This window comes from Rhizobium sp. N731 (genome assembly GCF_001664145.1).
GTDB lineage: Bacteria > Pseudomonadota > Alphaproteobacteria > Rhizobiales > Rhizobiaceae > Rhizobium > Rhizobium esperanzae.
The window spans coordinates 165,858-180,461 of sequence record NZ_CP013601.1 but is presented as its reverse complement, the minus strand read 5'-3'; the positions used below and the strand labels follow the sequence as shown (position 1 = coordinate 180,461).

General features: G+C 62.5%; 11 protein-coding genes and 1 pseudogene. 10 read left to right on the top strand and 2 right to left on the bottom strand.

Annotated elements, in window-relative coordinates:
* Position 1: 1 nt before the first annotated feature.
* From phnL to AMK02_RS00800, 10 genes and pseudogenes are all read left to right on the top strand, one after another.
* A complete protein-coding gene (phnL, locus tag AMK02_RS00845; RefSeq protein ID WP_064800258.1) occupies positions 2 to 709 on the top strand; it encodes a phosphonate C-P lyase system protein PhnL in 708 nt (235 codons plus the stop codon).
* The gene (locus tag AMK02_RS00840) at positions 706 to 1,323 is read left to right on the top strand and encodes a DapH/DapD/GlmU-related protein (RefSeq protein WP_064800257.1); all 618 of its coding nucleotides are present in this window, start codon (positions 706 to 708) and stop codon (positions 1,321 to 1,323) included. Before phnL ends, AMK02_RS00840 begins: the two co-directional genes overlap by 4 nt.
* Positions 1,324 to 1,440: 117 nt before the next feature.
* Positions 1,441 to 2,286 carry a phosphonate ABC transporter ATP-binding protein gene (gene phnC / locus AMK02_RS00835; RefSeq protein ID WP_064800256.1) on the top strand — a complete coding sequence of 282 codons (846 nt, stop codon included), beginning with the start codon at positions 1,441 to 1,443 and terminating at the stop codon, positions 2,284 to 2,286.
* Between the two features lie 88 nt (positions 2,287 to 2,374).
* The gene (gene phnD / locus AMK02_RS00830; RefSeq protein WP_064800255.1) at positions 2,375 to 3,280 is read left to right on the top strand and encodes a phosphonate ABC transporter substrate-binding protein; all 906 of its coding nucleotides are present in this window, start codon (positions 2,375 to 2,377) and stop codon (positions 3,278 to 3,280) included.
* 174 nt (positions 3,281 to 3,454) lie between these two features.
* A complete protein-coding gene (gene phnE, locus AMK02_RS00825; protein WP_064800254.1) occupies positions 3,455 to 4,414 on the top strand; it encodes a phosphonate ABC transporter, permease protein PhnE in 960 nt (319 codons plus the stop codon).
* Between the two features lie 7 nt (positions 4,415 to 4,421).
* Positions 4,422 to 5,765, top strand: a complete 1,344-nt coding sequence (gene phnE, locus AMK02_RS00820; RefSeq protein WP_064800253.1) for a phosphonate ABC transporter, permease protein PhnE — start codon at positions 4,422 to 4,424, stop codon at positions 5,763 to 5,765.
* A 141-nt stretch (positions 5,766 to 5,906) separates the two neighbouring features.
* The gene (locus AMK02_RS00815) at positions 5,907 to 6,602 is read left to right on the top strand and encodes a DUF1045 domain-containing protein (protein WP_064805822.1); all 696 of its coding nucleotides are present in this window, start codon (positions 5,907 to 5,909) and stop codon (positions 6,600 to 6,602) included.
* 13 nt (positions 6,603 to 6,615) lie between these two features.
* Positions 6,616 to 7,755, top strand: coding sequence for an alpha-D-ribose 1-methylphosphonate 5-triphosphate diphosphatase (locus AMK02_RS00810; protein ID WP_064800252.1), 1,140 nt, complete (start codon positions 6,616 to 6,618; stop codon positions 7,753 to 7,755).
* Positions 7,752 to 8,348 carry a phosphonate metabolism protein/1,5-bisphosphokinase (PRPP-forming) PhnN gene (gene phnN / locus AMK02_RS00805; RefSeq protein WP_064800251.1) on the top strand — a complete coding sequence of 199 codons (597 nt, stop codon included), beginning with the start codon at positions 7,752 to 7,754 and terminating at the stop codon, positions 8,346 to 8,348. Before AMK02_RS00810 ends, phnN begins: the two co-directional genes overlap by 4 nt.
* Before the next feature lie 18 nt (positions 8,349 to 8,366).
* A pseudogene (locus AMK02_RS00800) lies at positions 8,367 to 8,874 on the top strand (GrpB family protein).
* A 36-nt stretch (positions 8,875 to 8,910) separates the two neighbouring features.
* Here the strand turns inward: AMK02_RS00800 and AMK02_RS00795 are convergent.
* Together AMK02_RS00795 and polA are read right to left on the bottom strand one after the other, a co-directional pair.
* Positions 8,911 to 11,259 (bottom strand): DNA translocase FtsK, encoded by a 2,349-nt coding sequence (locus tag AMK02_RS00795; protein ID WP_064800250.1) that lies wholly within the window; start codon positions 11,257 to 11,259, stop codon positions 8,911 to 8,913.
* A gap of 170 nt (positions 11,260 to 11,429) precedes the next feature.
* Positions 11,430 to 14,429 (bottom strand): DNA polymerase I, encoded by a 3,000-nt coding sequence (gene polA / locus AMK02_RS00790; RefSeq protein WP_064800249.1) that lies wholly within the window; start codon positions 14,427 to 14,429, stop codon positions 11,430 to 11,432.
* Between the last annotated feature and the right edge of the window lie 175 nt (positions 14,430 to 14,604).

Sequence of the window (14,604 nt, the reverse complement as noted above, 5' to 3'; positions counted from 1 at the left end):
AATGCCAACGCCCCTCGTCGTTTCCGAAGTCTCGAAGAGCTTCACCATGCACCTGCGCGACGGCATCAGGCTGCCCGTCGTCTCCGACGTCGCCTTCTCCGTGTCGTCAGGCGAATGCGTCGTGCTCGGAGGCCCCTCGGGCATCGGCAAGAGCTCGCTGCTCAAGATGATCTACGGCAATTATGCCGTCGATACCGGCCAGATCCTCATCCGCCACGATGGACGGATCGTCGATCTCGCCGCCGCCGATCCGCGCACCGTGCTCAAAGTTCGCCGCGATACACTCGGCTATGTCAGCCAGTTCCTGCGCACCGTACCGCGCGTGGCGGCGATCGACGTGGTGGCCGAACCGCTCGTGGCGCGCGGCGAAGAAATCGTCGTTGCACGCGAAAAAGCAGGCGCGCTGCTCGCCGAGCTCAACCTGCCGGAAGCGCTGTGGCAGCTTCCGCCCGCCACCTTCTCCGGCGGCGAGCAGCAGCGCGTCAACATCGCCCGCGGCTTCATCACCGAGCATACGATTCTGCTTCTCGATGAACCCACAGCCTCGCTCGATGCGAAAAACCGCGCCGTCGTCGTCGGCATGATCGCGGAGAAGAAAAAGGCGGGCGTCGCCCTTCTCGGCATCTTCCACGACGAGGAGGTGCGCGAGGCCGTCGCCGACCGCATCCTCGACGTCCAGCAATTCTCGCCGAGGAAGATCGCCGCATGAGCCGCCAGTTGGGCATCGAGCCCTATATCCACGAAACGGCTGATGTCAGCGGCTCCACTTTCGGGCGCTTTACGGAGGTCTCCGAACGCTGCCGCATCAGCGAAGCCACTTTCGGCGACTATTCCTACATCATGCAGGACGGCTCCGTCTGGTGCGCGACGATCGGCAAGTTCGTCAATATCGCTGCCGCCGTGCGCATCAACGCCACCAACCATCCGACCTGGCGCGCGACGCTGCATCATTTCACTTATCGCGCCGCCGATTATTGGCCGGACGCCGACATGGAGACGGACTTTTTCGCCTGGCGGCGCTCGAACCGGGTGACGATCGGCCACGACGTCTGGATCGGCCATGGCGCAACGATCCTGCCGGGCGTCAATGTCGGCAACGGCGCGGTGATCGGCGCCGGCGCGGTCGTATCGAAGGACGTCGCGCCATACACGATCGTCGGCGGCGTGCCGGCGAAACTGATCCGCGAACGGTTTTCGAAACCGGTCGGCGAACACATGGACCGGCTCGCCTGGTGGGACTGGGAACACGACCGGCTGCGCCAAGCCTTGCAGGATTTTCGCAACCTTGGCGCGGAAGATTTTCTGGCGAGATATGGTGGCTAAACCTCCGATATAGGCGCGGTGAATTGTGACACGAACTACACAAATATGACACGTGAGGTTCATGAAGCGGGACTAATGCGATGCTGACTAAGGTCTGGAGCGCAAGGGAAGAGCATGATGTTCGAGCTGAAGGATGTCACCCGCCGTTTCGGAAACAAGCTCGCCGTCGATGCCGTCACCCTCACTATTCCCCAGGGTCAGATGGTCGGCATCATCGGCCGCTCCGGTGCCGGCAAGTCGACGCTGCTGCGCATGATCAACCGCCTGCAGGAACCGAGTTCCGGTTCCATTCATTTCGCCGGCGTCGAAGTCTCCGGGCTGCGCGGCCGGGCATTGCGCAACTGGCAGCGCGACTGCGCGATGATCTTCCAGCAGTTCAATCTGGTGCCGCGCCTCGATGTTCTCACCAACGTCATGCTCGGCCGCCTCAATCACCGCTCGACGCTTCTGAGCCTCCTCAACATCTTCACCCGCGAGGAGCGCGTGCATGCGATCGCAGCACTCGAACGCCTCGGCATCGAGCAGACGGCGCTGCAGCCGGCCGGCACGCTTTCCGGTGGCCAGCAGCAGCGCGTGGCGATCGCCCGCGCCCTGATGCAAAACCCGAAGATGGTCCTCGCCGACGAGCCGATCGCCTCGCTCGACCCGCTGAACGCCAAGATCGTCATGGATGCGCTGCGCGACATCAACGAGCGTGAGGGCATCACCGTCATCACCAATCTGCATACGCTCGACACCGCCCGCAATTATTGTGAGCGCATCGTCGGCATGGCCGGCGGCCGCGTCGTCTTCGACGGCAAACCGTCGGAGCTGACGGCCGAAGCAGTGAAGGCAATCTACGGAACGGACAAGGATGGCGCCGGCATCGACGAAACCATGACGTCGACGTCCATCACTATCGCTGCCGAGCGGGCAGACAATCAATCCGCCGGCGCCCAACCGCTGGCATTGGCCGGCCTCTGAGCGGGACGGCCGCGATCGAACGCCCGCGTCAAGGGCACATTTCTTCGTAACGGGAAGGCCGGGGACACCGGTCGATAGGAGAGAACGCATGTTGAAGAAAGCACTCTTTGCGGCAACGGCGCTGTTCGCGCTCGCCGGCGCCGCCAATGCCGCAGACCTTAAAGAATTCCGCATCGGCATCCTTGGCGGCGAAAACGAAACCGATCGCCTGCGCAATTATGCCTGCCTCGCCGACCATCTGAAGCAGGAGTTCGGCTTCGAGAAGGTCTCGCTCTTCCCGGCCGCCGATTATGACGGCGTGATCCAGGGTCTGCTCGGCGGCACGCTCGACTTCGCCGAACTCGGCGCTTCCGGCTACGCCTCCGTCTACCTCAAGGACCCGAAGGCTGTTACGCCGATCCTGACGACGCAGCAGAAAGATGGTTCGACGGGTTATCACTCGATCGGCCTCGCACTGAAGTCCTCCGGCATCAAGACCATCAAGGACGCCAAAGGCAAGAAGCTCGGCTACGCCGATCCGGACTCCACCTCCGGTTACCTCGTGCCGCTGACGCAGATCCCGAAGGACACCGGCATGCCTAACGACAAGTTCTTTGCCTCGACCCAGTTCAACGGCGGTCATGAAAACAATCTGCTTGCCGCCTATGACGGCAAGGTCGACGTTGCCGTCGACGATTCGTCGGGCATCGGCGATTTCAAGGACGGCTACACCTCCGGCACCTTCCGCAAGGAAGTCGACAAGGGCGCCGTGGATCCGAACAAGCTCGTTGAAGTCTGGCGTTCGCCGCTGATCCCGAACGGCCCGCTCGTCGTGCGCAACGCCCTCGGCGAAGAGTGGCAGACGAAGCTCGCAGCCTTCTTCACGGCCCTGCCGGAAAAGGATCACAAGTGCTTCTCGGCCGTCGAAGGCGGCGACTACAAGGGCTACGCTCCCGTCAAGCACGACTTCTACAATGCTGTCGTCGAAGTTCGCAAGGCGGCCATCGGCGGCTGATCGCCTTTTGAATACGGAGGCGGCCGGCAACGGCCGCCCCTTCTTTTGTGACTACAGCGCCGCGCGTCTTTTCAGACGCGTAAAGGACGCTGTCGAACTTTGAATTTGCTACATAATTCCATCCTCAAATCGAACTCGATTTGAGGATGGAATTATGTAGCAGGCGGGGCATCCATGACTATTGCCGATACACAGCCGCACATGCAGAGCACGCAGGATATCCGCACCGCCTGGGAGCGGATGGTCGCCAGGCGCCGATTTTACACCGTCCTCGGCCTGATGATCCTCACTGTGGCTTTCGTCAGTTCCGTCCGATTCGCCGACGAGAGCAATGCCGGCCATTTCTTCGACCGCCTGCCACATCTCTTCGACTTCCTGAGCTGGCTCATCCCCAAGGATTGGAAGGACGTCTGGCGCGCGCTTTTCGACATAACAAGCGTCAACGACAAAGGCGGCGAGGAATTCAATTTCGACAAGGGCCGTGTCTACGTCTGGGGCGCCTTCTACATTCCGGAATATTTCGAGCTGATGATCGTTACGATCAACGTGGCGCTGATCTCGACAATTATCGCCTTCATCTTTGCTGTTCCCTTGAGCTTCTTTGCCGCGCGCAACCTGACGAGTTCATGGCCGCTGCGCATCTTCACCAAACGCCTGATGGAATTCCTGCGCGCCTTTCCGGAAATCGTCATCGCCGGCCTGTTTTCGGCGATCCTGTCGATCGGACCGGTCGCCGCCATCATCGCCATCACCCTGCACACGATCGGCGCGCTCGGCAAACTCTTCTATGAAGTGGCCGAAAATATCGACATGAAACCGCATGAGGGGATGAAGGCCGTCGGCGCCAACTGGTGGGAGCGGGTGCGCTTCGCCGCCCTGCCGCAGGTGTTGCCGAATTTCACCTCCTATGCGCTGCTGCGCCTGGAGATCAACGTGCGCGCCTCGACCATTATCGGCGCCGTCGGCGGCGGCGGCATCGGCGAAGAGCTGAAGCTGTCGATCTCGCGCGGCTTCGGCGCCAAGACGGTGGCGCTCGTCCTGCTGCTGTTCGTGACGATCGTCGCCGTCGACCAGTTCTCCGCATGGCTGCGCCGCCGTCTCGTCGGCGAGCACGCTTTCCTCCTGCAACATTGAGGCCGCCATGACGGTGATCGACGCCAACCGCATGCACGAAATCGAAGCGCGCTATCCGGAATATTTCCACCGCTCGTTCCGCCAGCGTTTCGGCGGGCTGATGATTGTCATCGCGACGCTGCTCTACGGCCTTTACGCCGTCTGGTTCTTCGACCTGCCCAAGCTTCTTGCCGAAGCCCACTGGGAGCGCGTCGGCATCTATCTCAGCCAATGGGTGAGCTACGATGTCCAGCCGGACCTCCGCATCCAGGAGGACGGCTCGATCGAGGTGCGTTATCCCCGCTTCTCGCCGCTCGGCGATAATCCGCATCCGGACTGGGTGGTCAACAATCCCGACGGCAGCATCACCGTTTCCGTCAGCGGCACCGGCCGCAGCGTCACCGTCTCGAAGAGCGAAACGATCGTGACTGCACACGGCGTCAGTGTGCCCGTCGACGTTTCGAGCGGCGCGCCTGAGGTGGTCGGGCCGGTGCCGAGCTGGATGACGGTCTATGACGACAACGTGCTCGCGGATCTCGGCTTTGCCGGCGACGTCAGCATTTCCGTCGACCGCGTCAAGGTCCGTAAACGCTTCCTCGGCTGGGCGAATTTCATCTTCGACACGCAATCCTCCTTCTTTGACAAGCCGGTCGGCGAAGTCATCGGCCTCATCGTCTCCGGCCCGCGCATCAAGCCCGACCAGACCAATCTGTCGCTCGCCTTCGATGACATCTGGAACAACAGCGAATGGCAGCATGGCGACGTCTGGACCAAGCTGTTCCAGACGATCGTCATGGCCTTTCTCGGAACGCTGCTCGGCGCGCTCGCCGCCTTCCCGCTTGCCTTCCTGGCGGCACGCAACATCACGTCGAACCGCATTTTGAACCAGATCCTCAAGCGCTCATTCGATTTCCTGCGCTCGGTCGACATGCTGATCTGGGCGCTGTTCCTGACCCGCGCCTTCGGCCCCGGGCCGCTTGCCGGCAGCGGCGCGATCTTCCTCACCGAGACCGGCACCCTCGGCAAGCTTTATTCCGAGGGACTCGAGAACATCGACAACAAGCCGCGGGAAGGCATCAAATCGACCGGCGCCCAGACGGTGCTCGTCCATCGTTACGGCATCATGCCGCAGATCGTTCCCATCTTCGTCAGCCAGACGCTCTACCAGTGGGAGTCGAACGTGCGCGGCGCCACCATCATCGGCGCCGTCGGCGCGGGCGGCATCGGCCTCAAGCTCTGGGAGGCGATGCGCACCAACGCCAACTGGGAAAACGTCGCCTATATGGTCATTCTGATCCTGATCGTCGTCTTCCTGTTCGACGCCGCTTCGAACGCGCTGCGCCACCGGTTGATGGGCACGAAGACGCACTGATCGATCGATGAGGGGCGGTGGCGGCGCTGCCGCCATCATCATTCTGTCACGGAAATCTTTTAGCCGGGAGCCTGCTTGCGGTTCGCCGCCAAATCACTGCACATTGCCCTCCCCGTTTCGATGATCCCCAGGATAAAAGCCTTGCGCTACGCCCTCTATTTCTCGCCGCCGAAGGAAGATCCCCTGACCGGCGCGGCTTCGCGCTGGCTCGGCCGCGATGCTTTCACCGGCGAAACCTATCCTGCACCCGACCATGAGACACTCGGTGCGGCAGAGCAGTTCGAGCTGACCGCCGACCCACGCCGCTACGGCTTTCACGCGACGATCAAGGCGCCGTTTTCGCTTGCCGCTTCCGTCACCGAAAAGGATCTCATGGCCTTCGCCGAGGAGTTTGCCGCCCGGACCCCTGCCTTCGAGATTCCTCAACTCGTGCTCGGGCAGCTCGGCCGTTTTTTTGCCCTTGTTCCGGCTTCTCTTCATCAACCTCTTCAGGATTTCGCCGCGAAGGTGGTAAAATCCTTCGAGCCGTTCCGCGCGACGCTTTCCGAGGCCGATATCGCGCGCCGCAATCCGGAGAGGCTCAGCGACAGCCAGCGCGCCAATCTGCAACGCTGGGGCTATCCTTACGTCATGGAGGATTTCGGTTTCCACATGACGCTGAGCGGCCAGGTGCCGGAGACACGTGCCGAGACGATGAAAACGGTCCTGGCGGAGCGTTTTTCCGGTTTCACCGGCCGGCCGCTTTCAATTTCCGGCCTCGCCGTCTTCATCGAGGAGAGGCGCGGCGCCCCGTTCAAAGTTCATTCCTGGCTGCCGCTTTCCGGCGCCAAAAGCTGAAAGACCTGACGATATGAGCAAAGAGACCGTCTTTTCCAACGCCCGCATCGTTCTGGAGGACGACATCCTTTCAGGATCGATCCTCATCCGCGACGGCAAGATCGCCGACGTCTCCGAAGGCAATTCGGTAGCCGGCGAAGATTTCGAGGGCGATTACGTCATTCCCGGCCTTGTCGAACTGCATACCGACCATCTCGAAGGCCATTACCAGCCGCGCCCGGGCATCCGCTGGCACAAGACCGCTGCCGTCCAGGCGCATGACGCCCAGATCGTCACATCGGGCATCACGACGGTCTTCGACTGCCTGCGCATGGGCGCGGACGAGGACGGCGGTTTCGAACATGGCGAGATGCGCGAGATGGCCGACGCCATTCAATCAGCGGAGAAGGAAGGCCGGCTGCGCGCCGAGCACCTCATCCATCTTCGCTGCGAGGTTTCGGCCGACAACGTACTCGAACATTTCGCCGATTTCGAAAACGATCCGCATGTGCGGCTGGTCTCGCTGATGGATCATGCGCCCGGCCAGCGACAGTTCCAGACGATGGATCAATACATCTTCTACTATCAGAAGAAGCGGGGCCTGAGCGACGAGGCCTTCGCCCGTTTCGTCGCCAAGCGCCAGGCGGAATCGGCGCGCAATTCAACCCCGCATCGCAATGCCATCGCCAAGGTTTGCGCCGAGCGCGGCATCACGGTCGCAAGCCATGACGACGCCACGCTCTCCCATGTCGACGAGGCAATCGACAATGGCGTGCGCCTTGCCGAGTTTCCGACCAGCTTCGATGCCGCCCGGGCATCGCACGAGCACGGCATGAGCGTACTGATGGGCGCGCCGAATATCGTGCGCGGCAAATCCCACTCCGGCAACATCGCCGCGCGCGATCTCGCCGAAATGGGCGTGCTCGACGTGCTGTCCTCCGACTACGTGCCGCTCAGCTTGCTGCACGCACCCTTCATCCTTGCCGACGAGGTGGAGAGCATCACCCTTCCGAAAGCGATCGCGATGGTGACGTCGACGCCTGCCCGCACCGTCAGCCTCGACGATCGCGGCCGGATCGCGACCGGGTTGCGCGCCGATCTCGTCCGTGTCCACCGCTCGCACGGCGTGCCGGTCACACGCTCCGTCTGGCGCCGGGGACGCCGTGTCGCATGACCCCGCACGAACCCCATGCAGCAGCCGGAGCCGAACGCGGCATCATGGTCGTCGTCGTCGGGCCGAGCGGCGCCGGCAAGGACACGCTGATGAATCTCGCTGCGCGGCGTTTTGCCGGCCGCGACAACGTGCATTTCGCCCGCCGCGTCATAACCCGCCACCGTGATGCCGGCGGCGAGGATCACCTTTCCGTCTCTCTCCAAGGCTTTGCCGCCATGGAGCAGTCAGGCTCCTTCGCCGTCTGGTGGGAAGCGCATGGCCTGAGATACGGCATTCCGGCCGAAGTCTCGGTGGCGCTGTCGCGAGGCCACGTCGTTGTGGCCAACGGCTCGCGCTCGGCGCTTCACCGCTTCCAGGCCGCTTTCCCGCGGCTGAAGGTCATCAATGTCACGGCCAGCCCCGACGTGCTCGCCAGCCGGCTGGAAGCGCGCGGCCGCGAGACACACGAGGACATCATGGCCAGGCTCGCCCGCGGCCCGCTGACCGTGCGTGGCGACTACGATGTGACGGAGCTCGACAATAGCGGCTCGCTCGAAGAGGCCGAGCAGAAGATGATCGCGATCCTGGACGGATTGCTGGCCGAAGTGCGCTGACCACGGTAGAGAAGCAGGATGCGCGCCATCAAAGTCGTCGATTACGACCCTTCCTGGCCGCTGCTGTTTGCTGAAATCAGCGTCGAAGTCTCCATCCTGCTCGGTGATCTCGTGCGGTCCATCGACCATATCGGCAGTACATCGGTGCCCGGCCTTGCGGCCAAGCCGAAGATCGACCTCGATGTCATCGCGATATCCGATGAAGCGCTACCGCCAGCAATCGAATTGGTACGCGCCGCCCACTTCATCTTTCACGGCGACCCTCATGGCGACGGCCGCTGGGTCTTTACCCGGAATCGCGAGTGTTATGGTTTCAGACTCTATCTTTGCGGTCCCGACAATCGCGCGCATCAAGAACGCATCCTGTTTCGCGATTATCTCAGAGACCATCCCGACAGGGCCAAAGCCTATGCCGACCTGAAACGCCGGCTGGCGGCGGAGGCAGACGGCGATTGGGATTTCTATACCGGCGGGAAAATCAGCCTTCGTCAATGAAACAGTAGAGTTGGCCGCGTTGAGAAGATGAGACCGAAGAGGCGTTGCGCACTTCGGTCATTGTCTATCAATCGCCGTCGCTTCGCCCGGAAACGATCTCGCGCTTGCCGACATGATTTGCCGGACCGACGAGACCTTCCTTCTCCATGCGCTCGACCAGTGAAGCAGCGCGGTTATAGCCGATGCCGAGGCGGCGCTGGATATAGGAGGTCGAGCACTTCTTGTCGCGCATGACGACCTTGACCGCCTGCTCGTAAAGCTCGTTGCCGTCCTCTGAGGCCATGGCGCTTTTGTCGAAAACGGCGCCGGCGTCTTCCTCTTCCGGCTCTTCCTCCTCGTCGGCGGTCACGGTGTCGAGATATTCGGGGCGACCCTGCGTCTTCAGGTGCGCAACGACCTTTTCCACTTCGGCATCGGAGACGAAGGGACCGTGGACGCGGGCGATACGTCCGCCGCCCTGCATATGCAGCATGTCGCCCTGGCCGAGCAGCTGCTCGGCCCCCTGCTCGCCGAGGATGGTGCGGCTGTCGATCTTCGAGGTCACCTGGAAGGAAATGCGGGTCGGGAAATTCGCCTTGATCGTGCCGGTGATGACATCGACCGACGGACGCTGGGTCGCCATGATCAGGTGAATGCCTGCGGCGCGCGCCATCTGCGCCAGACGCTGGATCGCACCCTCGATCTCCTTGCCAGCGACCATCATCAGATCAGCCATCTCGTCGACGATGACGACGATATAAGGCATCGGCGCAAGATCCAGCTCTTGGCTTTCCTCGATCGGCGCGCCGGTCTGCCGGTCGAAGCCGACCTGGACCATGATGTGGATGGTCTCGCCCTTTTCGCGCGCCTGGGAGACGCGGCCGTTGTAACCGTCGATGTTGCGCACGCCGAGGCGCGACATCTTGCGATAACGCTCCTCCATCTCGCGCACCGCCCATTTCAATGCCATGACGGCCTTCTTCGGGTCGGTGACGACGGGCGTCAGCAGATGCGGAATCCCGTCATAAACGGAAAGTTCGAGCATCTTCGGGTCGACCATGATCAGCCGGCACTGTTCCGGCGTCATGCGGTAGAGCAGCGACAGGATCATCGTATTGATGGCAACCGATTTCCCCGAGCCGGTGGTGCCGGCGACGAGCAGGTGCGGCATCTTTGCGAGTTCGGCGATCACAGGCTCACCGCCGATGGTCTTGCCGAGGCCGAGCGCCAGCTTATAGCCGCTCTTGTCGAAATCCTGGCTCTCGATCATCTCGCGGAAATAGACGGTTTCACGGGTAACGTTCGGCAGCTCGATGCCGATGACGTTGCGGCCAGGGACGACGGCGACGCGAGCCGACAGCGCCGACATCGAGCGGGCGATATCGTCGGCCAGGCCGATAACGCGCGACGATTTCACGCCGGGCGCCGGCTCGAATTCATAAAGGGTGACGACGGGGCCGGGGCGGACATGGATGATCTCGCCCTTGATGCCGAAATCCTCAAGCACGCTTTCCAGAAGACCGGCATTCTGCTCCAGCGTCTCCTGCGACATGATCTCGCCGAGACGTTCAGGCGGCTCCTGCAACAGCGCGCGCGGCGGGAATTCATAACCCGATGCATCGACCCTTTCAGGCCTCGCCGCAAGGCGCGGCGACGGCAGGACCGCGGCGACCGGGGGTGTAGGCCGAGGTACGGCGGCGGGCTGAGGCACGATGGCGGGCTGAGGCACCGGCGTGACCTGAGGCATCGGCGCAGTCTGGGGCGCGACCTGCGGCGCCGGTGCAATCGCCGCCTCGCGGGTACGCACGGGCCTTTCCAGAGAAATCGCCGCCGGCGGGCGCGGAGCTACCGGCGCGGGCGCTGCAGCCGGTGGCTGGACCGGTCGGGAAGCGGTCTGAGCGGGCTTCAGCGCGCCCGGACGCCATTCCATTATGCGAAACCGCGAGGTGATTGATTCGGGCGCGGTCTCGATCTTCGGAAGAATGATCGAGGGCGCGCGCACCGGTTCGCCTTCCTCGAAGGCCATGACTTCCCAGAAGGCAAAATCGGAAATCGAAGACAGTTCGGAAGCGACGCGCAGGGTAGGAGCCTCCGCCGCGGCGGCCGGCGGCTGCAGCGCCTCGATCTCCGCCTGCGCTACGGCAGGTTCAGCGGGCTCCGGCAGGTAGATATCGAAGGGCACGTCGACCGCCACCGGTTCTATCCGTATCGCCTGCTGCTCCGCTTCCGATTCGCAGCGAACGGGCTCGTTCGATGGGCGGCGGCGGCTGATCAGCGTTTCGGGCGTGCGGGTGAAGCGAACATTCGGCGCGAGCGAGAAGTTGCTCTGCCAGATCGGCGCCGGCGGCCTCTCGCCTGGATTTTCCTCCGGAAGCTCCGTTTCAATGCCGCTGGAAAAATCTGCGGCATCCGTCAAATTGGTTCTGGGAAAACGCATGCGTCCGCTACTCACTCATGCCTAACAAATTACGACCCTACCGGGATAGAAAAGGAAGGTTAATAAGTTCCTTCCAGCCGTATCGTTCCGATACGGCCCAGGGCGGCACATCGTCGTGAATTCAATGGGTTAGGGCAGGCGGAAAAATCTTTTTCGTTTTGGGGAGGCGGTTAATGCGCCTCGTCCCAATTGGTGGCGGCGCGGGCATCGACCTTGAGCGGCACGCGCATTTCGAGCGCCGGCATCGTAGCGTTTTCCATGACCGAGACGATGACCGGCATCGCCTTTTCGACGTCCTCGTCCTCGACCTCGAAAATCAGCTCGTCATGCACCTGCAGCAGCATGCGCACGCGCTCGGCAAGACCGGCTTCGGCGAGCGCCGGCTCCATCTTGATCATCGCCCGGCGGATGACGTCGGCCGCAGAGCCCTGGATCGGCGCGTTGATCGCCGCCCGTTCGTTGAAGGCGCGCACCGAAGGGTTTGAGGAGCGGATTTCCGGATAGTTGATGCGGCGGCCGAAGATCGTTTCGACATAACCCTTGTCGCGGGCCATCGCCTTGCGGCTCTCCATATAGTCGCGGATCCCCGGGAAGCGTTCGAAATATTTCTTGATGTAGTCGCCGGCTTCCGAACGCTCGATCGAAAGCTGGTTGGCGAGGCCGAAGGCGGAGATGCCGTAGATGATGCCGAAATTGATCGCCTTGGCCCGGCGGCGCACCTCGCCCGGCATGCCTTCGACCGGCACGCCGAACATTTCCGACGCGGTCATGGCGTGAATGTCGACGCCGTCCTCGAAGGCCTTGGTCAGCTGCGGGATCTCGGCCACATGGGCAAGCACCCGCAGTTCGATCTGGCTGTAGTCGGCGGAGATCAGCTTGTGACCCGGCGTCGAGATGAAGGCGGTGCGGATCTTGCGGCCTTCTGCGGTGCGCACCGGAATATTCTGCAGGTTCGGTTCGGACGAGGACAGGCGCCCCGTGGTCGTCGAAGCCAGCGAATAGGAGGTGTGGACCCGCCTGGTCTGCGGATGGACATAGCCCGGAAGCGCGTCGGTATAGGTGGATTTCAGCTTGGTGACTTGGCGCCAGTCGACGATCTTGCGCGGCAGCTCGAAACCGGCTGCGGCGAGATCCTCGAGCACCGAGGCGGAGGTCGACCATTGTCCGGTCTTCGTCTTGCTGCCGCCGGCAAGGCCCATCTTGCCGAACAGGATGTCGCCCAGCTGCTTCGGCGAACCGATGTTGAAACGCTCGCCGGCGAGCTGGTAGATCTCGTCTTCCAGGCGCGCCGCACCCTGCGCCAGTTCGCCGGACAGCCGCGACAGGATCTGCCGGTCGACGGTGATGCCGCGCGCTTCCATATGCGCCAGCACCGGCAGCAGCGGCCGCTCCAGCCGCTCGTAGACGCTGGTCAGCCCCGCCGCCGCCAGTCGCGGCTTCAGCACCAGCCAGAGGCGCAGCGTCACATCGGCGTCTTCGGCGGCATAATGGGTGGCGCGGTCGATATCGACGAGGTCGAAGGTGACGTTCGCCTTGCCGCTGCCCGCCACATCCTTGTAGGGGATCGGCGTATGGCCGAGGAATTTTTCCGAGAGCGGGTCCATGCCGTGCGCGCCGGTGCCGGCGTCGAGCACGTAGGAGATCAGCATCGTGTCGTCGAAACTCTTCGTCTCGATGCCGTAGCGTTTCATCAGGAGGTAGTCGTATTTCAGGTTCTGGGCGACCTTGAGAACCGATTCGTCCTCCAGCAATGCCTTCAGCCGCGGCAAGGCGTCACCCATGGGAATCTGGTTTTCGGCAAGGCCGCCGCCGAGCAGATCGCCGACGCCGTTCTTATGGGCGAGCGGCACATAGGCGGCACGGATCTTCGTGCCGGTCGGATCGGCGACATTGTCGGCGATCGCCATCGCAAAGCCGACAAGCTCGGCCTGCATCGCATCCAGTGACGTGGTCTCCGTATCGAAAGCGATGAGCCCTGTGTCGCGCGCAGCGGCAATCCATCGGTCGAGCGTCGCCAGATCGCGGATCGTTTCATAGGTCGAGTGATCGAAGGGCAGCGTCGCAAAAGCCTCGGCCCGCGCCTTGGCAAGATCGGCCGGCGAAAAAGCGCCTTCGACGCCGGCCTTCGCCTTCGCGCGCGGCGGCACGGGCACCGCTTCGCCCGAAACGTCTGGGATGCCGCCGGCGACGGGTTCGGGCTCGGCCGCGTCCAGATCGGGACCATGGGCCGCCTTGCCCCATTCGATAGCGACGACCGCCGGTTCGATGGCGCTCGCATCGCAATCGCAGACTTCGGCGACGCGTCGGGTCAGCGATGTGAATTCCATCGTCTTCAGGAAGCCGACGAGCTTCGGGCCGTTCTGCGGTTCCAGCACCAGCGCGTCGAGATCGAGATCGAGCGGCACGTCGGTGCGCAGGCGGACGAGGTCGCGCGAGAGCTTGGCCATTTCGATATTGGCAAGGATCGTCTCGCGACGCTTGACCTGCTTGATCTCGGTGGCGCGTTCGAGCAGCGTGTCGAGGTCGCCGTATTCCTCGAGCAGCTGGGCAGCCGTTTTAGGGCCGATGCCGGGAATGCCTGGAACGTTGTCGACAGAATCGCCGGTCATCGCCTGCAGGTCGATCATCTTTTCCGGCGGCACGCCCCATTTCTCGACAACGTCGGGAATGCCGATCTGCTTGTCCTTCATGCTGTCGTACATGTGGACATTGGGAGTGACGAGCTGCATCAGATCCTTGTCGGAGGAGACGATGGTGACGTCGGCACCTGCCGCCTCGGCCTGGCGGGCATAGGTGGCGATGATGTCGTCGGCCTCGAAGCCTTCGGTCTCGATGCAGGGCAGGTTGAAGGCGCGGGTCGCCTCTCTGATGAGGCCGAATTGGGGAATGAGCTCTTCGGGCGGGGCCGAACGATTCGCCTTATAGGCGTCGTAGAGATCCTTACGAAAGGTCTTGGCGGAATAATCGAATATGACGGCGAGATGGGTCGGCGTTACCCCGACATCGGTGTTGCGCGCATCCCGCAAGAGCTTCCACAGCATGTTGCAGAAACCGGAAACGGCGCCGACCGGCAGGCCGTCCGATTTGCGCGTCAGCGGCGGCAGTGCGTGAAAGGCCCGAAAGATGAAGCCGGAACCATCGACTAGGAAGAGGTGATCGCCTTTTTTCATGTGCGCATGGATAGCGCGGGCAGGAAACCAGGTCCATATAAAGTTCGGCCAAGAGCGGAAGGATTTCTGCTCACCAAACTGTTACCGATTTGTAACGTACCGTGACCCTTGAAAAACCACATTCGTAGCTACAAATCGATGTCACCGGCGCTGTTGATTGCGTCGCGGGTCTGAT

Excerpts from the sequence above, each read along its gene's own strand:
- phnL (WP_064800258.1), top strand. The coding sequence starts at position 2 with ATGCCAACGCCCCTCGTCGTTTCCGAAGTCTCGAAGAGCTTCACCATG.
- AMK02_RS00840 (WP_064800257.1), top strand. The coding sequence starts at position 706 with ATGAGCCGCCAGTTGGGCATCGAGCCCTATATCCACGAAACGGCTGAT.
- phnC (WP_064800256.1), top strand. The coding sequence starts at position 1,441 with ATGTTCGAGCTGAAGGATGTCACCCGCCGTTTCGGAAACAAGCTCGCC.
- phnD (WP_064800255.1), top strand. The coding sequence starts at position 2,375 with ATGTTGAAGAAAGCACTCTTTGCGGCAACGGCGCTGTTCGCGCTCGCC.
- phnE (WP_064800254.1), top strand. The coding sequence starts at position 3,455 with ATGACTATTGCCGATACACAGCCGCACATGCAGAGCACGCAGGATATC.
- phnE (WP_064800253.1), top strand. The coding sequence starts at position 4,422 with ATGACGGTGATCGACGCCAACCGCATGCACGAAATCGAAGCGCGCTAT.
- AMK02_RS00810 (WP_064800252.1), top strand. The coding sequence starts at position 6,616 with ATGAGCAAAGAGACCGTCTTTTCCAACGCCCGCATCGTTCTGGAGGAC.
- phnN (WP_064800251.1), top strand. The coding sequence starts at position 7,752 with ATGACCCCGCACGAACCCCATGCAGCAGCCGGAGCCGAACGCGGCATC.
- AMK02_RS00795 (WP_064800250.1), bottom strand. The coding sequence starts at position 11,259 with ATGCGTTTTCCCAGAACCAATTTGACGGATGCCGCAGATTTTTCCAGC.
- polA (WP_064800249.1), bottom strand. The coding sequence starts at position 14,429 with ATGAAAAAAGGCGATCACCTCTTCCTAGTCGATGGTTCCGGCTTCATC.